This window comes from Pseudoalteromonas fenneropenaei, from assembly GCF_042643375.1.
Classification (GTDB): domain Bacteria; phylum Pseudomonadota; class Gammaproteobacteria; order Enterobacterales; family Alteromonadaceae; genus Pseudoalteromonas; species Pseudoalteromonas fenneropenaei.
Genome location: NZ_JBHRSD010000013.1, coordinates 1 through 21,990, shown reverse-complemented (window position 1 = coordinate 21,990; position 21,990 = coordinate 1). Strand labels below are relative to the sequence as shown.

At 46.0% G+C, this 21,990-nt stretch carries 20 protein-coding genes; 16 read left to right on the top strand and 4 right to left on the bottom strand.

The window, feature by feature from the left end:
• Positions 1-24: 24 nt before the first annotated feature.
• The 12 genes from thrB to ACFOEE_RS08125 all read left to right on the top strand — a co-directional run bounded on the left by thrB (position 25) and on the right by ACFOEE_RS08125 (position 12,949).
• Entirely contained in the window at positions 25-963 is a 939-nt protein-coding gene (gene thrB / locus ACFOEE_RS08180) for a homoserine kinase (RefSeq protein WP_377123053.1), read from the top strand.
• 2 nt (positions 964-965) lie between these two features.
• Positions 966-2,255, top strand: a complete 1,290-nt coding sequence (gene thrC / locus ACFOEE_RS08175) for a threonine synthase (RefSeq protein ID WP_377123051.1) — start codon at positions 966-968, stop codon at positions 2,253-2,255.
• A gap of 278 nt (positions 2,256-2,533) precedes the next feature.
• Positions 2,534-3,790 (top strand): serine hydroxymethyltransferase, encoded by a 1,257-nt coding sequence (gene glyA, locus ACFOEE_RS08170; RefSeq protein ID WP_377123049.1) that lies wholly within the window; start codon positions 2,534-2,536, stop codon positions 3,788-3,790.
• Positions 3,791-3,887: 97 nt separating this feature from the next.
• On the top strand, positions 3,888-4,340 hold the full coding sequence (gene nrdR, locus ACFOEE_RS08165; protein ID WP_377123047.1) for a transcriptional regulator NrdR: 453 nt from the start codon (positions 3,888-3,890) through the stop codon (positions 4,338-4,340).
• The gene (gene ribD / locus ACFOEE_RS08160) at positions 4,341-5,459 is read left to right on the top strand and encodes a bifunctional diaminohydroxyphosphoribosylaminopyrimidine deaminase/5-amino-6-(5-phosphoribosylamino)uracil reductase RibD (protein ID WP_377123045.1); all 1,119 of its coding nucleotides are present in this window, start codon (positions 4,341-4,343) and stop codon (positions 5,457-5,459) included.
• Positions 5,460-5,466: 7 nt separating this feature from the next.
• Complete coding sequence (locus ACFOEE_RS08155) at positions 5,467-6,123, top strand: riboflavin synthase (protein WP_377123043.1); 657 nt, start codon at positions 5,467-5,469, stop codon at positions 6,121-6,123.
• A gap of 34 nt (positions 6,124-6,157) precedes the next feature.
• Entirely contained in the window at positions 6,158-7,270 is a 1,113-nt protein-coding gene (ribBA, locus tag ACFOEE_RS08150; RefSeq protein WP_377123041.1) for a bifunctional 3,4-dihydroxy-2-butanone-4-phosphate synthase/GTP cyclohydrolase II, read from the top strand.
• A gap of 125 nt (positions 7,271-7,395) precedes the next feature.
• On the top strand, positions 7,396-7,860 hold the full coding sequence (gene ribH, locus ACFOEE_RS08145) for a 6,7-dimethyl-8-ribityllumazine synthase (protein ID WP_377123039.1): 465 nt from the start codon (positions 7,396-7,398) through the stop codon (positions 7,858-7,860).
• A gap of 24 nt (positions 7,861-7,884) precedes the next feature.
• Entirely contained in the window at positions 7,885-8,316 is a 432-nt protein-coding gene (gene nusB / locus ACFOEE_RS08140) for a transcription antitermination factor NusB (RefSeq protein WP_377123037.1), read from the top strand.
• 35 nt (positions 8,317-8,351) lie between these two features.
• Positions 8,352-9,317 (top strand): thiamine-phosphate kinase, encoded by a 966-nt coding sequence (thiL, locus tag ACFOEE_RS08135; protein WP_377123035.1) that lies wholly within the window; start codon positions 8,352-8,354, stop codon positions 9,315-9,317.
• A gap of 22 nt (positions 9,318-9,339) precedes the next feature.
• Positions 9,340-9,822, top strand: coding sequence for a phosphatidylglycerophosphatase A family protein (locus tag ACFOEE_RS08130; RefSeq protein WP_377123033.1), 483 nt, complete (start codon positions 9,340-9,342; stop codon positions 9,820-9,822).
• 37 nt (positions 9,823-9,859) lie between these two features.
• On the top strand, positions 9,860-12,949 hold the full coding sequence (locus ACFOEE_RS08125) for a two-component regulator propeller domain-containing protein (RefSeq protein WP_377123073.1): 3,090 nt from the start codon (positions 9,860-9,862) through the stop codon (positions 12,947-12,949).
• Between the two features lie 25 nt (positions 12,950-12,974).
• Here the strand turns inward: ACFOEE_RS08125 and ACFOEE_RS08120 are convergent, their stop codons facing one another.
• The 4 genes from ACFOEE_RS08120 to ACFOEE_RS08105 form a co-directional block, all read right to left on the bottom strand.
• Positions 12,975-13,292, bottom strand: coding sequence for an Mpo1-like protein (locus tag ACFOEE_RS08120; protein ID WP_377123031.1), 318 nt, complete (start codon positions 13,290-13,292; stop codon positions 12,975-12,977).
• A gap of 67 nt (positions 13,293-13,359) precedes the next feature.
• Complete coding sequence (dxs, locus tag ACFOEE_RS08115) at positions 13,360-15,216, bottom strand: 1-deoxy-D-xylulose-5-phosphate synthase (RefSeq protein ID WP_377123029.1); 1,857 nt, start codon at positions 15,214-15,216, stop codon at positions 13,360-13,362.
• 135 nt (positions 15,217-15,351) lie between these two features.
• The gene (gene ispA, locus ACFOEE_RS08110) at positions 15,352-16,239 is read right to left on the bottom strand and encodes a (2E,6E)-farnesyl diphosphate synthase (protein WP_377123027.1); all 888 of its coding nucleotides are present in this window, start codon (positions 16,237-16,239) and stop codon (positions 15,352-15,354) included.
• Positions 16,240-16,241: 2 nt separating this feature from the next.
• Positions 16,242-16,484, bottom strand: coding sequence for an exodeoxyribonuclease VII small subunit (locus ACFOEE_RS08105; protein ID WP_377123025.1), 243 nt, complete (start codon positions 16,482-16,484; stop codon positions 16,242-16,244).
• A 313-nt stretch (positions 16,485-16,797) separates the two neighbouring features.
• On the opposite strand from ACFOEE_RS08105, the gene pomA reads away from it, so the two are divergent.
• From pomA to ACFOEE_RS08085, 4 genes are all read left to right on the top strand, one after another.
• The gene (pomA, locus tag ACFOEE_RS08100; RefSeq protein ID WP_377123023.1) at positions 16,798-17,565 is read left to right on the top strand and encodes a flagellar motor protein PomA; all 768 of its coding nucleotides are present in this window, start codon (positions 16,798-16,800) and stop codon (positions 17,563-17,565) included.
• 4 nt (positions 17,566-17,569) lie between these two features.
• Positions 17,570-18,499, top strand: coding sequence for a flagellar motor protein MotB (locus tag ACFOEE_RS08095; protein ID WP_377123021.1), 930 nt, complete (start codon positions 17,570-17,572; stop codon positions 18,497-18,499).
• A 390-nt stretch (positions 18,500-18,889) separates the two neighbouring features.
• Positions 18,890-20,803, top strand: a complete 1,914-nt coding sequence (locus tag ACFOEE_RS08090) for a DNA topoisomerase III (protein WP_377123019.1) — start codon at positions 18,890-18,892, stop codon at positions 20,801-20,803.
• 75 nt (positions 20,804-20,878) lie between these two features.
• Positions 20,879-21,730 carry a tetratricopeptide repeat protein gene (locus ACFOEE_RS08085; RefSeq protein WP_377123017.1) on the top strand — a complete coding sequence of 284 codons (852 nt, stop codon included), beginning with the start codon at positions 20,879-20,881 and terminating at the stop codon, positions 21,728-21,730.
• Positions 21,731-21,990 lie beyond the last annotated feature (260 nt).

Genomic DNA, 21,990 nt, shown 5'->3' with positions numbered 1-21,990 from the left:
TCAGGTTAGGGATCGGAGTTTATTATGTTGAGTTTTTATGCCCCAGCCTCAATTGGCAATTTTTGTGTGGGGTTTGATTCTTTGGGTGCCGCTTTGGCACCTTTAGATGGGAGTTTATTAGGGGATGTAGTGCATGTTGCTGCGGCATCTCAAGACCAATTTCGTTGTACGGGGCCGTACGCGGCGTTTCTATCAGGGCCTGCTGAAGATAATTTGGCGTACCAATGTTTGCAGCACTTTCGTGAACATGTCGCACCTACTATGCCTGCGGTGGCATTGACGTTAGAAAAGCGTTTACCGATTGGATCTGGTTTAGGTTCCAGCGCTTGTTCGGTTGTGGCGACCTTTGCTGCTCTTAATGCTTTTGCCAATACCAATTTAAGTCAGATTGACCTGATTGAATTAATGGCTGATTTTGAAGGCAAAGTGTCAGGTGGCCGGCATTACGACAATATCACACCGTGCTTTTTAGGTGGCTTACAGCTGACTGCAGAGCTGGTGCCAAACCGCGCAATCGCAGTACCTGTGCCCCAAGAGTGGTATTACGTGATTGCTTATCCGGGCTTTGCACTTAATACCGCCAAAGCCCGCGCGGTATTACCTAAGCAGCAAACCACTCATGATGCCGTCGAGTTTGCCCAGCGGCTTAGCGCTTATGTGTTATTGATGCAAACTGGGCGTTTTGCTGAGGCGCTTACGCTAATGCAAGACCCCATAGCTGAGCCGCATCGCAGTGCGCTGATCGCGGGATTTGCCGAGGCCAAAATAGCCTTACCTGAACTTGGTGCTGATCTGGTGAGTATCTCCGGTGCCGGCCCAACTTTATTTACGATTTGCCAAACGCTCGCGCAGGCTGAGCAATGCCAACAATGGCTTAATCAAAATTATATTAACGAACATGGGTTCAGCCACATTTGCAAACTGGACAATTTGGGTACCCGTGCACTGCCTGAAGGAGTATAAGTATGAAGTTATTTAACCTTAAAGACGCGAGCCAACAAGTGTCTTTTACTGAGGCAGTGAAAATTGGCTTAGGTCGTGAGCAAGGTGTGTTCTTTCCACAAAGTCTACCAGCTCTTAGTAATGTTCCGGCTTTACTTGATTTGCCGTTTGCAGAACGCAGCGCGCAAATTTTACAGCATTTAATTGGCGATGAGTTGCCAAAAGATACTTTAGCGGAAATGGTAAAACGGGCATTTAACTTTGCTGCGCCGCTCGTCAAAGTGGCTGACAATCAATATTGTTTAGAGCTATTTCACGGCCCTACCTTGGCGTTTAAAGATTTTGGTGGGCGCTTTATGGCTGAGTGTATCAGTTTATTTAGCCAAGGTGAGCGCGTCACTATACTTACGGCGACGAGTGGTGACACTGGTGCGGCGGTTGCCCATGCGTTTTACAATAAACCTAATGTCGATGTCGTTATCCTGTATCCAGAAGGGAAGATCTCACTGGCGCAGCAAAAGCTCTTTACTACGCTTGGTGGCAACGTGCATTGCTACGCAGTGAAGGGCAGTTTTGACGATTGCCAAGCATTAGTTAAAGAAGCGTTTTTGGATGAAGAGCTTAAGCAAAAGTTAGGTTTAAACTCAGCTAACTCCATTAATATTAGCCGCCTTCTGGCGCAAGTCTGCTACTACTTTGAAGCGGTAGCGCAATTACCTGAAAGCCAGCGCGCGAATGTTCATGTCTCTGTGCCGAGTGGTAATTTTGGTAATGTGTGCGCGGCTATGATAGCAGCGGTACTAGGATTGCCTATCCATCGCTTATCTGCGACCACCAATCAAAACGATACCGTGCCGCGTTATGTTGTAAGTGGAGAGTGGGCACCGACGGCGACCAAAGAGTCACTTTCTAACGCAATGGACGTGAGTAAACCTAATAATTGGCCTCGCGTGGAGCAAATGTTGAAAGAAACCATGTTCTCTAAACATGATTTTTTTTCACGTTCCGTTTCTGAGCAAGATACTCGCGCAGCTATGCTTGAATTGCAGCAAGCAGGTTATCTTGCTGAACCCCATACGGCCATTGCCTATCGCGGCTTAGTGCTTGATGAACTTGCAAATTCTGCGGGTATTTTCCTTGCTACCGCCCATCCGGCAAAATTTAAAGAGTCGGTTGATGCTGTACTCGGAGGTGACATAGCACTGCCACAAGTGTTGGCGGATGCGTTAGCTAAGCCATGTTTAGCGCAACCAATACAGGCTGATTATGCGGCTCTAAAAGCGGCTGTATTTGCTAAGTTGGGCGTTGCATAGCGCTCTGCGTTTACTGAGCGCTTCAAAATAAACATTCGATAAAACGAGGGCTTAGACTCTCGTTTTATTTTTGTAGATAATTAAAATTAATTTAATTGCTGCTTTTTATAATATTTATTAATGTTTAAATTTAAAAATATCATTGTCAAAAGGCTGTGAATTAAATTCATTCCTTGTTTAAATATGTTCAAGCTCGAAGCGCCCCTAATGCGTAGGCAATAGGAGATTTTGCGCGTACAATATTGCTTTTCATACCATACGTGTACCTAGGAGACCCCATGTTAGAACGTAGCATGAATATTGCTGATTTTGATCCTGAATTGTTTGCGGCAATTGAAGCAGAAACAGCGCGTCAAGAAGAACATATCGAATTGATCGCGTCTGAGAACTACTGCAGCCCACGCGTACTTGAAGCTCAAGGTTCGCAATTAACCAACAAATATGCTGAAGGTTATCCAGGTAAGCGTTATTACGGTGGTTGTGAGCACGTTGATGTAGTTGAACAATTGGCAATTGACCGTGCATGTGAACTTTTCAAGTGTGATTACGCAAACGTTCAACCACACGCAGGTTCTCAAGCAAACGCGGCGGTTTTCCAAGCTTTACTTAAGCCGTTAGACACCGTGTTAGGTATGAGCCTAGCGCACGGTGGTCACTTGACGCACGGTTCGCACGTCAACTTCTCTGGTAAGTCTTACAATGCTGTACAATACGGCTTAAACCCAGAAACAGGTGAAATCGATTACGCACAAGTAGAAGCTTTGGCACTTGAGCACAAACCAAAAATGATCATCGGTGGTTTCTCAGCGTACTCAGGTATTGTTGATTGGGCTAAATTCCGTGAAATCGCTGACAAAGTAGGCGCATACTTACTTGTCGATATGGCGCACGTTGCAGGTCTTGTTGCAGCTGGTATCTACCCAAGCCCATTACCGCATGCGCACGTTGTTACGACAACTACGCACAAAACACTAGCGGGTCCGCGTGGTGGTTTGATCCTGTCAGCTTGTGGCGATGAAGAAATCTACAAAAAGCTAAACAGCGCGGTATTCCCAGGCGGCCAAGGTGGTCCTCTGTGTCACGTTATCGCAGCAAAAGCAGTAGCATTCAAAGAAGCGTTACAACCAGAATTCACTGACTACCAAGTACAAGTCGTGAAAAACGCACAAGCTATGGTGGCAGTGATGCAGGCGCGTGGTTATGACATCGTATCTGGTAAAACAGATAATCACTTGTTCCTACTTGACCTAATCAAGAAAGACATCACAGGTAAAGATGCAGACGCTGCTTTAGGTAATGCATTTATTACAGTAAACAAAAACTCAGTACCAAACGATCCACGTTCACCGTTTGTGACGTCAGGTCTACGTATTGGTTCACCGGCGATTACGCGTCGTGGCTTTAAAGAAGCAGAAGCAAGTGAACTTGCGGGCTGGATCTGTGACGTTTTAGACAACATCACAGACACTTCAGTACAACTTGCTGTACGTGAAAAAGTAAAAGCGATTTGTGCTAAGTTCCCAGTTTACGCATAAACTAAATGCTTAAGCAGAAACGTTTTTTGCTGAAACGTTTTTTGCTATGATAAGGCCGCCTTTGTAGCGGCCTTTTGTTTATGGGGAAACTCAGACTATGCACTGTCCTTTTTGTACGGCGAAAGAGACTAAAGTTATCGACTCACGTTTAGTAGGTGAAGGCCACCAAGTGCGTCGTCGTCGCGAATGTATTGAATGCCATGAACGTTTTACCACCTTCGAAGGGGCTGAGTTAGTAATGCCGCGGGTGATTAAACAAGATGGCTCGCGTGAACCTTTTAACGAAGATAAGCTTCTTAACGGCTTACATCGCGCGTTAGAAAAACGCCCTGTCAGTACAGAGCAAATCGAAGAAGTGATCCACAAAATTAAATCTGAGCTGCGCGCAACGGGCGAGCGCGAAGTGCCAAGCCACTTTATTGGTGAGTTGATCATGGAAGCACTGAAAAAGCTCGATAAAGTTGCCTATGTACGCTTTGCGTCAGTGTATCGCTCGTTCGAAGACATCAAAGAGTTTGGTGAAGAAATCGCGAAGCTAGGAGAGCACTAAGTGAGCGAGCTGCAACAATTTACTGCCCAAGATGAACAATTTATGCGCCGTGCCATTGCACTAGCTGCGCACGGGCAATATACCACGACCCCGAATCCAAATGTTGGCTGCGTTATTGTCAAAGATGGCGAGATTGTCGGCGAAGGGTTTCACATCCGTGCCGGTGAAGGCCATGCTGAAGTACATGCCTTAAAAGCTGCTGGCGACAAAGCCAAAGGCGCAACGGCCTACGTTACCTTAGAACCTTGTAGCCATTATGGCCGCACGCCCCCTTGCGCTGAAGGGCTTATCAAAGCGGGCGTCAGCAAAGTGATTGCGGCTATGGTTGATAACAATCCACAAGTTGCTGGCAAAGGTATGGCAATGCTGAGTGCAGCAGGTATCGAAACCGCTTACGGCTTACTTGGCGATGAGGCCAGAGCGCTTAACTTAGGCTTTTTTAAACGTATGGCGACGGGTATGCCGTATGTGACTTGCAAACTTGCGGCGAGTTTGGATGGTAAAACTGCACTCGAAAACGGCGAAAGTAAGTGGATCACCGGCCCACTCGCGCGTGAAGATGTACAACGTTTTCGGGCTAAAAGCTGCGCGATTATTTCTGGCGCCGATACTATTTTGGCGGACGATGCGCAGCTTTCGGTGAGAAGTCATTTTTACCCTGAGTTGCAAGACACTATCCGCCAGCCTTTACGAGTCATTTTTGATTCGCAAAACCGCCTGACGCCAGACTTGGCCTTGTTTCAAACCGAGGGGCCGGTTTTATTACTCAGAAACTCCACCCAGCCGCTTGATAATTCACCACACTGGCCTCATTTCGTTGAGCAGTGTCAAGTTGAGAGCCGTAATGGCAAAATTTGCCCAACCGCGGTCCTTAAATTGTTAGCACGGCGAGGAATTAATCACGTTTGGCTTGAAGCCGGGCAAACCCTTGCTGGGGTGTTTCATGAAGCGGGTTTGATTGATTCGTATGTGGTCTATTTGGCGCCGAAGATTATTGGTAATGCAGGACGCGGCTTGTTTGCAGTGCCACCTTTAATGGCTCTCGCGCAGGCAACCACACTGACTTTTAGCGATGTAGTGCAAATCGGCAGCGATTTACGCATTACCGCGCTTAAATAGGATAAGTATGTTTACAGGTATTATAGAAGCCACTGGCACATTAACGGAATTACGACTGCAGCAAGGCGACCTTTGTGTCAGAGTGCAAAGTGCCACGCTCAACATGGCCGATGTACAATTGGGTGACAGTATTGCCACCAATGGCGTGTGTTTAACTGTGATTGAAAAATTCAGTGATGGCTTTCGCGCCGATGTGTCTAACGAAACTTTGTCTTTGACGCGCTTTGCTGATTATCGCGTTGGCCAAAAAGTGAATTTAGAAAAAGCACTACAGCCGATTTCTCGTTTGGGTGGTCATTTAGTTTCTGGCCATGTTGATGGCATTGCCGAAATTGTCGCAGTAGAAGCCAATGCCCGTGCCACTGATTACTGGTTAAAAGCGCCACAAGCGCTATTGAAATATATTCCTTATAAAGGTTCGGTGGCGATTGATGGTATTAGCCTTACTGTCAATGCTATCGAGCAAGACAAATTTAAGCTAACGATTGTGCCGCATACGGCCAAAGAAACGACCATTGCCGATTTTAAAGTGGGCACTAAAGTCAATTTAGAAGTAGACCAAATTGCACGCTATCTGGAGCGTTTGCTGGGAACAGGTCCAGCAAGCACCACAGAATCGACTCTCACAACCAGTTTGCTGGCGAAAGCTGGATTTATTCGTTAATCATCGCGGCAAACTTAGTAAAGACAGGTAAATTATGACGTTAAACAGTGCAAAAGAAATCATTGAAGATATCAAAGCCGGCAAAATGGTCATTTTGATGGACGATGAAGACCGTGAAAACGAAGGCGATTTAGTGATAGCGGCTGAGCATATTACGCCAGAAGCGATTAACTTTATGGCGACCTATGGCCGTGGGCTTATTTGTCTGACGATGACTCAGGCGCGCTGCCAACAACTGAATTTGCCTTTAATGGTAAAAAATAACGGCGCGCAGTTTTCTACTAACTTTACTGTCTCGATTGAGGCTGCTAAAGGTGTGACTACAGGTATTTCGGCCGCTGATCGTGCTCGTACGGTACAAGCTGCGGTGGCCAAAGGCGCAGTGCCAGAAGATATCGTTCAACCGGGCCATATTTTCCCTATTATGGCGCAGCCGGGTGGTGTCTTGACTCGTGCCGGGCATACCGAAGCTGGCTGTGATTTAGCGCGTTTAGCTGGGCTTGAGCCTGCCTCGGTGATTGTTGAAATACTGAATGCCGACGGCACTATGGCTCGTCGTCCAGAGCTTGAAGTATTCGCCAAACAGCATGGTTTGAAGATTGGCACAATTGCGGATTTGATTGAATACCGCAACCTCAATGAAACCACCATCGAAAAAGTAGCAACATGCAAGTTGCCAACTGAGTTTGGTGAGTTTGATTTAGTGACCTACAAAGACACCATCGACAACCAATTGCATTATGCGTTAGTGAAAGGCGAGATCCATGCTGAGAAGCCAACCTTGGTTCGTGTTCACTTACAAAGCACGTTTAACGATATTCTAATGTCGGACCGCAGTGCTGACCGCAGCTGGAGCCTTGCTGGTGCGATGCAACATATCGCTGCGAACGAAGGGGTGCTGGTTATTTTAGCGAAAAACGAACGCAGCGAAGACCTCGAAGCTATGGTTAAAGCGTTTGCCGCACAAGACGCGGGCGAGCAAGTAACGATGCGTAAATTCCAAGGCACTTCACGTACTGTAGGGGTGGGGTCGCAAATTTTGGCCGATCTTGGTATTAAGCAAATGCGCTTGATGAGTATGCCGAAAAAATACCACGCATTGTCAGGTTTCCATTTGGAAGTAGTGGATTACGTCGAACCGCAGTAACTTGGCGGCTTGAGTACCTCTAAACAGAATAACCCGTTCGCCTGCTTGGCAGTAGGCGAATTTAACTTTTATGTGCTATTATGCGCGTCTATTTGACTTTTGCTCAGATAAATTAGGAACAGCGAATGAAAATCATCGAAGGTAATAAGTACGCTCCTGGTAAGAAATTTGCCATTGTTATTTCACGTTTTAACGACTTTATTGGTCGTAGCCTACTTGATGGCGCCGTGGATGAATTAAAGCGTACTGGCGGTGTTAAGGATGAAGATATTACGGTTGTGTACGTACCGGGTGCGGTTGAATTACCGCTAGCGGCAAAACGTATCGCGATGAAAAAAGAGCATGATGCCATTATCGCCCTTGGCGTGATCATTCGTGGTGGTACTCCACACTTTGACTTGGTAGCCAACGAATCAAATAAAGGGTTGGCAAGCGTGTCGTTAGACTATGATATACCAGTGGCATTTGGTGTGTTGACCACAGAAAATATTGAGCAAGCTATTGAACGTGCGGGCACTAAAATGGGCAACAAAGGCGGCGAAGCTGCTTTAGGTGCGCTAGAAATGGTGAACGTGCTAGATCTTATTTAAGCGCAATTTCAAGAGGAATCTCAGTTGAAACCAGCAGCGAGACGTAAAGCCCGAATTTTGGCATTACAAGCCGTGTATTCATGGCAACTCAGTGGTAACCCCATCGCAGATATCGAACAGCAAATGTTAATTGAAAACGACATTTCTAAGATTGATGTGGAATATTTTAAAGATCTTGCGCGTGGTGTTGCAGTTAACCACAAGCAATTAGATCTCTCGGTTACGCCACATTTGTCACGTCCATTTGACGATTTAGACATGGTTGAACGTGCCATTTTACGTCTGAGTGCTTATGAGCTGAAATTCCGTGAAGATGTGCCATATAAAGTGGCTATCAACGAAGGTATCGAACTGGCAAAAATGTTCGGTGCTGAAGACAGCCACAAGTTTGTCAACGGCGTGTTGGACAAAGCTGTTAAACAGCTGCGTGCCAAAGAATTTGCTGCCAAACCTTAATTCAGGTGAGCCGGCGTAGGCCGGCTTTTTTGTGTATGAAGGAATTCGAACTAATAAATCGTTATTTCAAAGGCCGTGGTATCACTCGCCGCGACGTTGATTTAGGGATTGGCGATGATTGTGCTCTGGTTAGTGTGCCGGAGAATTGTCAACTCGCTGTTACGACCGACACACTGGTGTCTGGGGTTCATTTTTTCGCCGATATCCCACCAAGAGCGCTTGGTCATCGGGTATTAGCGGTCAATCTGAGCGATCTGGCAGCCATGGGCGCTGAGCCGACTTGGGTGTCTCTTGCATTAACCTTACCTGATGTTGATTTACCTTGGCTTGAAGCATTTACCGACGGTTTGCATGAAATCGCCGAATATTACAATGTCCAAATCATTGGCGGTGATACCACCCAAGGCCCACTCACTATCACAGTGTGTGCCAAGGGGATTATTCCCAAAGGTAAGGCATTGACCAGAGGTGGCGCAAAAGTCGGTGACTGGATTTTTGTCACAGGTCCACTTGGCGATGCGGCGCTTGCAATTGAAGCGCGCAAACGTGGGATAGCGCTCACGCCAGAGAATAAAAAAGCCTTAGAACAAAGGTTTTTTTATCCGACTCCTCGCGTTGCTGCAGGTCAGGTGTTACGAGGCATGGCTACCGCGGCGATTGATATTTCCGATGGTTTAGTGGCAGATATTGGTCATGTGCTGCGTCAATCGCGCGTGAATGCCGTTATCCACGCTGACAAAGTCCCTGTGTCTCAAGCCTTAAAAGATACCTTGCCAGAAGCTGAGCGTTGGCCTTATGTGCTGGCTTATGGTGATGATTACGAATTGTTGTTTACTGTGCCGGATGCACAAAAAAGTGCGTTGCAGGCAAAACTAAAACAATACGGTGTCGATGCGGCCTGTATTGGTCAAATTTTACCTGGTGAAGGTAAACTTGAGGTGTTATTACGTGGTCAAAAGTTGGCGTTGCCAGCGAAGGGCTATGAGCATTTCACCGCTTAATTATGCTCGCGAGGAAGGTGAAGTGAAGCAGTCTCAATTTTCTTTGCGCCGCCCACATCAATTTTTAGGTTTGGGTTTTGGTTTAGGTCTGGCGCCAAAAGCGCCGGGCACCTTTGGCACTTTAGGTGCCTTACCGTTTATCTTCTTAACCATGTCTTGGCCTATGTGGGCGCAAGTGATTATAGCGGTAGCGCTTTGCTTGGTTGGCGTTTGGGCCTGTGGTAAAACCGCCAAAGATGTCAATGTCCATGATCACCCTGCAATTGTTTGGGATGAAGTGGCGGGCTTTTACATTACCATGGTTGCGGCAGCCATCAGTTGGCAAACATTATTGGTAGGCTTTATTTTGTTCCGCTTTTTTGATATTGCTAAGCCAGGACCAATTAGGATCTTAGACAAAAAGCTCCATGGTGGGCTTGGGATCATGGCTGATGATATTCTGGCCGGTATTTTTTCATTGATTTGTTTACAGGCTTTGATCAAAACTGGCTATGTATTAGCGTAAAGGACTCTCTTGAGTGACAAAAATAATAACGACCTGGATAGCGGTGTTGCTATTGGCCGGCTTTACTGCTGGTTACATACCAACAGCACATAGTGCTATCAATGACTATGTAGTCAAACAATGGAATATTCAAAACGGTCTGCCTTCTCAGTCACTCAGTAGCATAGTGCAAGACAAGCAAGGTTATATCTGGCTTGGCACGCAATTTGGGCTCAGCCGTTTCGACGGTAATGAATTTAGCAACTTCAACACCCAGAATTCCGATTTTTTACCCAGTAATGGCATCAATAAATTGTTGCTCGACAGCCACGGCATGCTTTGGATTGGCACTCGTAGTGGCATAGTGAGGCTTGATCCTAACTCTATGCAAGCGGAGCAATTTAAACTCAGCGGTGCAGTCAAAGACATCATTGAAGACCAAAAAGGGCGAATTTGGGTTGCGGCCAACGGTCTTTATCTTATCTCTCGCAGTAACAATTTACGGCAGCAAAATGACTTGCCAAACGATACTATGACGGTGACGGCAATTAGCCAAATTGTGGGCGCTGTAAGTAAAATAGCTTGGTCGCCAAAAGGAGTTTGGATAGTCAACGAGCGCCATTTACTGCGTTTAAGTGATGCAGAGCAAAGTGCCTCAGAAGCACTACGTTTAGAGCTGACGGCAAAAGTGTCGTTACCTGATAGGCTCGCGCAAACCATAGTGCATGATTTAGTGTGGTTGGAGGGCAACTTGCTGCTCGCGTCTGAGTTAGGGGCTTATTTTCTTGATATTGATGATGAGCTTCGTCCATATCAGTTGCCCAATGGGATGAATTCGCTGGTCTATAAGTTTATGGCAGACAGTGATGGTGGGCTATGGATCTCCACTTACGGTCGTTTGCTATACCGTGATAGTAATCGCCAGTGGCAATGGGTTGAGCCTGTGCAATTAGATCAGAGCATTTGGTTTTCCGATATATTTAAAGACCGAGATGGTAATGTGTGGCTGGCAAGTTTTAGCGAAGGGCTTTGGCTTGCTCATGCAGGGCGAGTGGAGCGTCATGCTGAAATATCTAAACAGACCCAAGCGGTATCGGCGATTAGCCAAGGGCCTGACGGACGTTTATGGATAGCCAGTAGTGTTGGTTTAGGTTACCTCGAAGGTGACGAAAGTTACGTTAATGAGGTTTCAATGGCGCGCCTTAAACGTACTACTATCCACGATCTTGAGTTTGTAGGTAACAAGCTTTACATGGGCACTGACCGCGGTGTAGTGGTGTACGAAAACAATCAGTTAACCGTGTTAAGCGACCGCGAATTACGCCAAAACCCCGTATTGGCGATAAGTCCTTCGAACAAAGGGGGATTATGGCTAGGTACGGGACGTGGTCTGTATCGCATGGACTACAGCGGCCTCACTCCCTTTGCTTACAATGCTTTCTTGGGCAGTAAGTTTATTACCTACGTTGTTGATTATCCGAACTTCGGCTTTGTCGGTACCAATAAAGGCGCTTATCGCTATAACGACCGTGGTATTGAGCGTATTGGCGGGCAAACTTCGTTAGACTCCGCTTATATTACCAGCATTATTCATATTGATGGTGTTGCGACGCTGGTTGGCTCTTTGAATGATGGTTTGTTTTATCGCAGTGAAAATGAAATAGAATGGCATCAACTCGACGCTGCTCAAGGTTTACCCTACGGCTCAATATTTTCACTTTACTACGATAAAAGCCTCAGCCGTATTTGGGTGAGCACCATGAAAGGTGTGTATCGTATGCCAGTTGAGCAATTTGCGCATGCTATCGAAAACTTGCAGGTTGAGCAGGTGATAAGCTCATTTGATAAGCAGCTTGATGGTCGACCCAGTCAGTGTTGTTCAGGGCTTGGTCATGACTCCGTGGTGGAGACGCAAAATGCGCTGTGGTATCCAAGCCTTCAAGGTGTAGTTGAGATCCCAAAAAACGTGCGTTTGTTTGGTAAAGATGCCCTGACTGCACGGATTGAGAGTATTCAAACGCCGGAGCGTTTGTTGGCAAGTAATGTGTTGGCCAAATCGGTGGCGCTACAAACCAGCGAGCGTGATATCACCATTCGTTATACCGCGATTGATTTCTATGCGCCTAACAGTGTTGAGTTTCGCTACCGTTTAAGTGGTATGGACAATGATTGGCGCCAAGTACAAACGCGGCGTGAGGCAATTTATACTAATCTGCCACCAGGAGAGTTTACCTTTAACCTGCAAGTGAAGCGCCAAGGTCAGGAGTGGGCTGAGGCTGAAAACCTGCAATTGCTTATTTCAGTACCGCGCCGTTTTGATGAAACAGTCTACTTCCGTTTGCTGATCACCAGTGGATTTATCTTCTTGTTTTATCTGATTTTTTGGGTATTCCGTACGCAAGAGCGGCGCAAGCAGGCCGCGCTGGAAAATCTCGTCGCAGAGCGCACCACGGAACTTCGCAAGGCCAATGAAAAGCTGAACCATGTCAACACGCAGCTTAAATTGGTCAGCCACACGGACGATTTAACCGGGCTACGCAGCCGACGTTTCCTTTTTGATCAGCTACCTAAAGACGTCGAACATTATCAACGTAACGCGCAGTCGTTACAGCAGCAAGATAAAAGCTTGGTGCTGATGATTTTAAATATCGACAAGTTCAGCAAGATTAATGACGCATACGGCCCAATTGGGGGCGATAGCTGCTTACAGCAATTGGCAACTTTACTCAATACCCGCACACAGGGCTCAGATTATGTCGCACGTTGGAGTGGTGATGAGTTTTTGTTATTACTGCGCGATTTCAAACGCCCTGAGATCCATCATTATGTCAGTGAGCTGTGTAAAGCCATTGCCGAGCACGAGTTTACTTTACCCAACGGAAAGTTGCTAAAGCTCAGTGTGTCTTTAGGTTGGTCTTTCTATCCGCTGCCGTTACTTGGCGGTCAAGTGATTGGCTGGGAGGCTTCGGTCAACCTTGCCGATATTGCGCTACATCAAGTCAAACGTCGTGGTGGTGATGGTGCCGCGACCATTATATTTGATGCACAGCTTGATGCGTTTGAGTTTGAACAAACCAGCAATATTGAAGCGCAATTACAAACTTTGGAATCCAGTGGCCTTGCTGAAGTGCAAGTATGGATGCGCTAAATCTGCCAGATAGGGCTGCGTACTTTTACGCAGCCCGCAGCAATCCACGTAAAAACTGACCATACATCACCCAATCCCCCCATAAAGAATACAGTGGGTATTTAAAGGTTGCAGGCTTATTGTGCTCAAAGCCAAAATGGCCTAGCCACGCAAACCCATAGCCAGCCAAAGGCATGGCCGCCGCAAAACGCCAATCTTGCCAACCCAGTGCCGCAAGTGCGAGTAAGATCACTAACGTACTGCCAATATAGTGTAAAGAACGACAAATAGGGTGGCTGTGTTCGGCCAGATAATAGGGGTAAAACTCAGCAAATGACTTAAACGATTGCGGTTGCGTGCTCATGTTTTATACCTCACTGAATTTATGCCAATAAAAAAGAGCCTTGCGGCTCTTTTTACTATAGCGTGTGCTATAAAGCTTGAATACGGCTTTTTATCCCAGCGCTGTCGAGTCCCATTTCAGCATACATCTGCTCTTGGGTCCCATGTTTAATAAACGCATCAGGAATACCTAAATGAGTGACTGGCTTAATAATGCCTTGCGCTGCAAAGTATTCACTTACGGCGCTACCTGCACCACCGGCAATCGCGTTGTCTTCAAGGGTGACAAAATGCTCATATTGGTTAGCAAGCTTATCTAATAATGCGGTATCAAGTGGTTTGACGAATCGCATGTCTACTAAGGCGGTATTCAACTCCTCAGCTACAGGCGCTGCGTAGTGTAATAAAGTGCCGAAGTTCAAAATCGCAATGCGTTCACCTTCACGAATAACATTGGCTTTACCTAGCTCGTATTGCTGCATATCAGTGGCAACTTCACCTGAACCAGCAGAGCCGCGCGGGTAACGTACCGCAGCAGGCAAGCCACACATGTAGCCAGTATAGAGCATATGACGACACTCATTAGTATCGCTTGGCGCCATAATCACCATGTTTGGAATGCAGCGCATAAAGCTTAAGTCATAAGCACCTTGGTGCGTTTCGCCATCGGCACCAACTATACCCGCACGGTCAATAGCAAACAGCACAGGTAGTTGTTGTAGCGCAACGTCATGGATCAATTGATCGTAAGCACGCTGTAAGAAGCTGGAATAAATAGCAACAACCGGACGTAAACCTTCGCACGCAAAACCCGCGCCTAGCGTCACCGCATGTTGCTCGGCAATCGCAACATCAAAGTATTGATCCGGATGTTCTTTAGAGAAGCGTACCATACCAGAGCCTTCACGCATGGCTGGGGTAATTGCCATTAACTTACTATCTTGGCTTGCCATGTCACATAACCAATCGCCAAATACTTTGGAGAAAGTCGGCGCACCCGGTTTAGATTTTGGTAAACTGGCTAAGCTTGGGTCGAATTTTGGCACCCCATGGTAGCCAATTGGGTCGGCTTCTGCAGGCTTGTAGCCTTTGCCCTTTTGGGTTTTGATATGTAGGAGCTGCGGGCCTTTTAAATTACGCATATTGCGTAATGTATCAACCAGCATATTGATATCATGACCGTCAATTGGGCCAATATAGTTAAAGCCAAGTTCTTCAAAGAAAGTGCCTGGGATCACCATGCCTTTCAAGTGTTCTTCCATGCGGCTGGCCAGCTCTTTCACTGGTGGCATACCTGAGAGGAGCTTTTTACCGCCTTCACGGATATTGGTATAGAAACTCCCAGAGAGGATGCGTGCAAAGTGGTTGTTAAGCGCACCGACGTTTTCAGAAATCGACATTTCGTTGTCATTCAGAATGATCAACATGTCAGATTTCACATCTCCCGCATGATTCATCGCTTCAAATGCCATACCCGCAGTCATGGCGCCATCGCCAATCACAGCAACGACTTTACGACCTTGGTTTTCACGTTTTGCGGCAATTGACATTGCCAACGCGGCAGAAATTGAGGTGCTAGAGTGGCCAACACTGAATGTGTCATATTCGCTTTCTTCGCGATATGGGAAAGGATGCAAGCCATCTTTTTGTCTTATGGTATGCATTTGGTCACGGCGTCCGGTAAGGATTTTATGGGGATAAGCTTGATGACCAACGTCCCACACTAAGCGGTCGTCCGGGGTATTGTAGACATAGTGCAATGCGACAGTCAGTTCAACAGTGCCAAGGCCAGATGCCAAATGACCACTACTTTGAGAAACCGAATTGAGTAAATAGTCACGTAGTTCGTCGCTAAGTGCGCGTAATTTGTCCTGCGGCAATGAGCGTAGTTGATAAGGTTCATCAACTAAGGCTAACAATGGGTACTTGCTACTATCAAGTTTCATGGTTGTTATTTGTATCCTTCGCAACACGAGCGCGATAATTCTGAGAACAGCGCTCAGTTTGCTTGATTTAAATTAGAATGTCACCAATTCGTCATGTTTGACGCACATGAGAATGGCTGTTGTCTGCCCATATGGTTAATGATTGCGCTCTATAATAAAGTGCGCCGTTAAGGCCAAAGCTTCGGTGTCGACAGACAGCGGCTTGAGTGCCTCAATACATTCACTGACCAAAGTTTTGGCATACGTTTGTGCTCCCGCTAAACCAAGTAAGGCAGGATAAGTGGATTTATTCAATGCCACATCAGATCCTTGTGGTTTACCTAAGGTCGCGGTGTCCCCTACGATATCTAAAATGTCATCTTGTACTTGAAATGCCAGCCCTAAAGATTTGCCGAATTGTCGTAGCGCCACAAGACTTTGTTCATCGCACTGTGGCGCGCAAAGTGCACCCAATTCAATAGCAGCACAAAGTAGTGCGCCTGTTTTTAAATTATGGATCTGCTCCAGCTGCTGTTTATCAACCGCTTTACCTGTGGCTGCAATATCGAGCGCCTGACCGCCGGCCATGCCGCGCCAACCAGAGGCTCTAGCAAGTACCGCAAGCATTTTGATGACTTGTTCAGCGGGTACCGCAAAAGTATGTTCTGCTATCAGCTCAAAGGCTAAAGTTTGCAGGGCATCACCAGCTAAAATAGCGGTGGCTTCGTCAAATTGAATATGACAAGTCGGTTGGCCACGGCGTAATTCGTCATCGTCCATGGCGGGTAAATCGTCATGGATTAATGAATAAGTGTGGATACATTCAATGGCGGCTGCCAACACGTCAAGATCAGCTGCTTTAGCACCAAATATTTGCCCTGTGGTATACAGCAAAAATGGTCTTAAGCGTTTACCGCCAATGCTTAGGCTATAATGCATCGCAGCTTGTAACTTAGTGTCGGAATCAATTGCGCGGTCGAAAATAGCATTCAACACGCTTTCAACACGCTCTTTTGCGGCGTGGATCTGAGAGTTTAAATTCACGATTATTGCGCTTCACTGTCAAATGGGAGTGGCTCTGCGTCTGGGTCATTGTTCATTAAAATGGCAACCTTTTGCTCCGCTTGTTGCAAACGTTTTGCTGAGGCATTAGCCAGCCCAATTCCGCGCTCAAATTGTTTTAAGGCTTGATCTAACGCCATATCACCTTGCTCCATTTCAGTTACTATTGTTGCAAGTTCTTCCATTGCTTGTTCAAAGCTGAGATTTTCTGGTTTTTTTACTGCCATAGTGGACTCTAATCGTCAATGCTATATGAGGCGCCTATTTAGCCCCCAATTTTAGGAGGAATCACAGTGCAGGTCAAAAATACTTGCAAGCTTGTATGGGCGCTCGGTAAAACTGAGCGAGATAATTACAACGGCTTACAGATCAATTCGCAATTTGAACGCTTTTTTATATAATTGATTTAAGTAATTCAGTTAGTTGCCGATATAAAACGCAACGGTGAAGAATACTGGGTGTGACTATTCACCTAACTCGAACGAGAATCGAACGATAATAATTTAAACTTCCTGCTTTTTTGCTGCTTTCGGAGGGTGTGTGGATTTAGCAACCGTAATCGGGATTATAGGCGCCATAGGTCTTATTATCATGGCGATGTTTATGAGTAGTGACGGGGCGATGGCGATGTTCATTGACGGCCCGTCAACGGTCATCGTGTTTGGTGGTTCGATTTTCATCGTGTTATCTAACTTCACTATGTCGCAATTTTTTGGCATTGGGAAAGTAGCGGCTAAAGCCTTTATGTTCAAAATTGAAACGCCGGAAGAGCTAATCGAAAAGGCGGTTGAACTGGCTGACTCAGCACGTAAAGGCGGGTTTTTAGCACTTGAAGAAGCGGACATTCCAAATAAATTCATGCGTAAAGGCGTCGACATGTTAGTAGACGGCCATGATGCTGATGTAGTGCGAGCCACCTTACAAAAAGACATTGCTTTAACTTCTTCACGCCATGAAATGGGTGCCAGTATGTTTAAGTCGCTTGGTGATATTGCACCGGCGATGGGGATGATAGGGACATTGATCGGCTTAGTTGCCATGTTATCTAACATGGATGACCCAAAAGCCATCGGTCCTGCTATGGCAGTGGCTCTCTTAACCACATTGTATGGTGCGTTTTTGGCTAACGTGGTGGCAATCCCAGTACAAACTAAGTTACTACTGCGTAAAGACGAAGAAGAACTTAACCAGCGTTTAATCTTAGATGCGGTACTCGGTATTCAGGACGGCCAAAACCCTAAAGTTATCGAAGGCATTTTGAAAAATTACTTGCCAGAATCGAAACGTTTAACTGACGCAGAAGGCTAAGCTTATGTCTGACGAGGGCAAGTGTAAGTGTCCACCCCCAGGTCTACCGGCCTGGATGGGAACATTTGCGGACTTGATGTCGCTCTTGATGTGCTTTTTCGTACTGCTGTTGGCTTTCTCGGAAATGGACGTACTGAAATTTAAGCAAATTGCCGGCTCGATGAAATTTGCTTTCGGGGTGCAAAATAAAATCGAAGTAAAAGATATTCCCAAAGGCACCAGTGTGATTGCGATGGAGTTTACACCGGGTAAGCCAGATCCAACGCCGATAGAAACCATTCAACAGCAAACGGTCGAAATGACCCAGCAAATGCTTGAGTTTCAAGCGGGTGAAGAAAGCTCAGCGGGTGGGCGACAAGAGCAACGCGGTAATAAACGCGGTGGTGAGTCGCAAAGCACCGCACAGCAACAGTCATCACAGTCACCGGCGGTGTCAGCTGCTGAGCAAGAACAAATGAAAGAGCTAGTGAAAAAAATTGCGCAGCAATTGGAAGATCAGATCATGGATGGCGCAATAGAATTAGAGTCTTTAGGGCAACAAATCATTATCCGTATTCAAGAGAATGGTTCGTTTCCTTCTGGTAGTGCATTCTTGCAACCTAAGTTTAAACCTATAGTGCAAGAAATCGCTGACTTACTCAAAGATGTGCCGGGTGAGATCACGGTATCAGGGCATACTGATGACTATCAAGTGACCAATGAGCTGTACTCCAACAACTGGGATCTTTCTGCAAAAAGAGCGGTAGCAGTGGCGACCGAAATGCAAAAAGCGCCAGGGTTTGATAAAAACAGGATGGTAGTTGTTGGACATGCAGATACTCGTCCTCTAGTACCGAATGTGACTGAAACCGATAGACGCCGCAATCGCCGGGTTGAGATCTCTATTTTGCAGGGTAAGCCGACGGAGTCTGATCCAATTCAGGTTGGGCAGTAACAGTCTATAATCAATCGGTTATGATTTTCCGCCTGGTAAAACTAGTTGTTAGGTAAAATGCTAAACTAGCAACTTAAAGCAGAGCGGTTAAGCAAGGTGTACCAAGTATATAAAGAAAAAAGAGTACACAGATAAAAAGAGGAGGCATATTTGCGCTCCTCTTTTTATTACCGCACAGTTTACACCTCTAGTTATCAACTCACTTGTATTTATCAACCATATTCAACAATTCACTGGCTATCAGCCACTCCGATTTATCATGAAAGCGTAATGGTGTGACCAAACACCATGCAGGCTTGAATGGTCGTAGGCAACAAAATGCAATTTCATCTTGGCAAAGCGGATTTGAATGCCACATAATGTAACTGTGAATTTATACAGTATTTTGTTATGAGACTTTATATCGCTGAAAAACCCTCGCTTGCACGCGCCATTATAGATGTGTTGCCCAAACCCCATAATAAGCAGGATGGCTATGTTGTGGTTGGCAATGGCGACATTGTTTCTTGGTGTATTGGTCATCTTTTAGAGTTAGCCGAGCCACAAGATTATGACGCCAGTTTTGCTAAATGGCAGCTGGAACACTTACCTATCGTGCCAACGCAGTGGCAATTTCAAGCCAAAAGCAAAACCAAAAAGCAGCTCAATTGCCTGATAAAGCTCATCAAAAAAGCTGACCAAATAGTCCATGCTGGCGACCCTGACCGCGAAGGTCAATTGTTAGTCGACGAAGTGATTGATTACGCTAAAGCCACGAGCGAACAAAAAAAGGCCATGGCGCGGTTATTGATAAGCGATTTAAACCCTCAAGCAGTAAAGCGCGCATTAGACAGCCTGAAATCGAACCAAGAATTTATTCCTTTGAGCGTGTCAGCCTTAGCACGCGTGCGAGCTGATTGGTTATACGGTATTAACCTTACTCGTTTGTTTACTATCTTAGGGCGACAACGAGGTGGCGGACAAGTGTTGTCGATAGGTCGGGTGCAAACCCCGGTGCTAGGATTGGTGGTAAAGCGTGATGCGGAAATTGCCCACTTTCAATCAAAACCATTTTATGAAGTATTAGCGCATGTTGCTAACGAGCAGAGCGCAAGCTTTAGCGCCAAATGGCAGCCAAGTGAAGCCTGTGAACCATATCAAGATGAAGAAGGTCGTGTACTACATCGTGCATTAGCAGAAAACGTAGCGAGTCGAATCACCCAACAGCAGGCGCAGGTTAATAAGGTAGATAAGCAACAGCGTAAAGAGCAGCCACCGCTGCCATTTAATTTGTCGGCGCTGCAAATAGAGGCGAACAAAGCATTCGCGATGTCTGCGAAAACGGTGTTAGATGTGTGCCAAGCGCTGTACGAAAAACATAAGCTTATCACTTATCCTCGTTCGGACAGTCGTTATCTGCCAAAAGAGCATTACGCTCAGCGTTTTGAAGTCAGTGCAGCGATTTTTAATAATGTTGCAGAGTCACAGTATCAATCCGCTGATTTAAACTTACGTAGCAAATGTTGGAACGATGAAAAGGTATCGGCGCACCATGCGATTATTCCAACGGCGCGAAAGGTACAGTTAACTAACCTAAGTGATTTTGAGCAGAAAATTTATAAGCTCATTGCGCGGCAATATATAGTGCAGTTTTTTCCAGCTTATCAGTATCAAGAAGTGAAAGTTGAACTCAATATTGCGGGTGGCTTATTCAAAGCAAGTAGCAAAACTCAATTAGTGGCAGGTTTTAAAATGCTCTCTGATTTCCAAAATAAGTCATCCTCGGCATTCCTACCCGAGCTACAAGTTGGCGATATGCTATGGTGTGAGCGGGGTGAAGTAGTAGAAAAGCATACTCAACCACCAGAGCATTTTACAGAGGCAACACTGCTGGCTGCAATGACTGGGGTTGCACGTTTTGTGCAGAACCCGGAAATTAAGAGAGTGCTAAAAGAAACGGATGGTTTAGGTACCGAAGCCACTCGCGCAGGGATCATTGATTTGCTGTTTAAACGCCAATTTTTACAGCGATCAGGAAAGAAAGTGTTATCGACGGCGCTTGGGCAAGCTTTGATAGGCGCAATACCCGAATCTTTGACTTTGCCAGATCGCACCGCAATTTGGGAATCTCAATTGTCGCTCATGGCGCAAAAACAACATAGTTACAGTGCTTTTATGAGTGCTTTGGAAGGGGAGTTAAGTGCATTGGTAAACGCGAGTCTGCAAGTTGATATGGCGAACTTACAACAGTGTGTGCCCCAAAAGCCAATTAAAGCCCGCAAATGGCGTGCGAAAAAGCGCAGCAAAGTGGTGAGTAAGGCTTAGTGCTTGTAATTTGCAGAATCGCCGCAATATATAGACGATAACCAAGCAATAACGAATCAATAGCTGAGTACACTTATGACAAATCAAATCCTTGTTACACAGGATAATATCCAACAGACATTAGGTTTACAGGATAAACTCGTACTGCTGAGCTTTTTTAGCGCACAGCATCCTAGTTGTGTTGCTCAGCGTGAAATACTAGCTCGTTTAGCTGAGCAATATCAGGATATGTTAGTGGTGGCGACGTTAGACTGCGAAACAGAAGCAATGCTGGCTTCACAGTTGGCACAGCAAATCGGTTTACAAACTTTGCCTACGATTGTGGTGCTAAAAAATGGTGCACCGCTGGATATCATTGCTGGCGCAAAAAGCGAAGAAGAACTTAAACAGCAACTGGCAGAACATTTACCCGCACCTGAAACGTTGTTTTTAGCTGAGGCACAAAATGCACTGATGGCGGGCGACCTCAACAAGGCGTTCGAATTTGCTAAAAAGGCAAAGGAAGCGGCGCCTAAGAATGATAAAGCAAAACTTGTGTTTGCCGACCTTTGCATTCAGTTGAACAAGCTAGAAGATGCCAAAGCATTGCTCGCAACAGTTGCAGTAGAGAGTCAGGACGCGTACTTCCACAATCTTCAAGCTAAATTACATCAAGCTGAGCAGACCGAAGAAAGCCCAGAGATAGTTGCATTAAGAGCTGCAATAGAGGCAGCACCAACAGATTGGGCGCTTTATGAACAGCTAGGGGGAGCGTTACTTGCAAGCGGCCAAAAAGAAGAAGCGCTTGCGGTATTATTAGTGGTGTTAAAGAAAGATATGGCATTTGGGGAAGTTAAAAAAACTTACTTAGATATCATTGCATCTTTGCCTAATGGCGACAAAGTCGCAGGAGACTACCGTCGTAAACTCTACAGTTTGCTTTATTAAGTTGAACGCCCCAAAGGATGCCACACTGAAAAGGTAATAGACGAAAAAGTCGCTACGAAAGTTGCGACTTTTTTTATGCGATTAGCTTGCGCTTCATGAAAGTTGGGTAATACTTACATTCCCCCTGACGGAAAAGGTGGTACTTTTGTGACGATAAGATTGCAAAATGTGCAGATCTACGGGGTTTAGCTTGTTTTTTGTCCGAACGATCCGTTTTTCTAAGTTTTTTCAAAAAAACGCTTGATCCAAAATTAGATCTG

Coding starts and splice junctions, on each gene's coding strand:
- thrB (WP_377123053.1), top strand. CDS start 25: ATGTTGAGTTTTTATGCCCCAGCCTCAATTGGCAATTTTTGTGTGGGG.
- thrC (WP_377123051.1), top strand. CDS start 966: ATGAAGTTATTTAACCTTAAAGACGCGAGCCAACAAGTGTCTTTTACT.
- glyA (WP_377123049.1), top strand. CDS start 2,534: ATGTTAGAACGTAGCATGAATATTGCTGATTTTGATCCTGAATTGTTT.
- nrdR (WP_377123047.1), top strand. CDS start 3,888: ATGCACTGTCCTTTTTGTACGGCGAAAGAGACTAAAGTTATCGACTCA.
- ACFOEE_RS08155 (WP_377123043.1), top strand. CDS start 5,467: ATGTTTACAGGTATTATAGAAGCCACTGGCACATTAACGGAATTACGA.
- ribBA (WP_377123041.1), top strand. CDS start 6,158: ATGACGTTAAACAGTGCAAAAGAAATCATTGAAGATATCAAAGCCGGC.
- ribH (WP_377123039.1), top strand. CDS start 7,396: ATGAAAATCATCGAAGGTAATAAGTACGCTCCTGGTAAGAAATTTGCC.
- thiL (WP_377123035.1), top strand. CDS start 8,352: ATGAAGGAATTCGAACTAATAAATCGTTATTTCAAAGGCCGTGGTATC.
- ACFOEE_RS08120 (WP_377123031.1), bottom strand. CDS start 13,292: ATGAGCACGCAACCGCAATCGTTTAAGTCATTTGCTGAGTTTTACCCC.
- dxs (WP_377123029.1), bottom strand. CDS start 15,216: ATGAAACTTGATAGTAGCAAGTACCCATTGTTAGCCTTAGTTGATGAA.
- ACFOEE_RS08105 (WP_377123025.1), bottom strand. CDS start 16,484: ATGGCAGTAAAAAAACCAGAAAATCTCAGCTTTGAACAAGCAATGGAA.
- ACFOEE_RS08095 (WP_377123021.1), top strand. CDS start 17,570: ATGTCTGACGAGGGCAAGTGTAAGTGTCCACCCCCAGGTCTACCGGCC.
- ACFOEE_RS08090 (WP_377123019.1), top strand. CDS start 18,890: ATGAGACTTTATATCGCTGAAAAACCCTCGCTTGCACGCGCCATTATA.
- ACFOEE_RS08085 (WP_377123017.1), top strand. CDS start 20,879: ATGACAAATCAAATCCTTGTTACACAGGATAATATCCAACAGACATTA.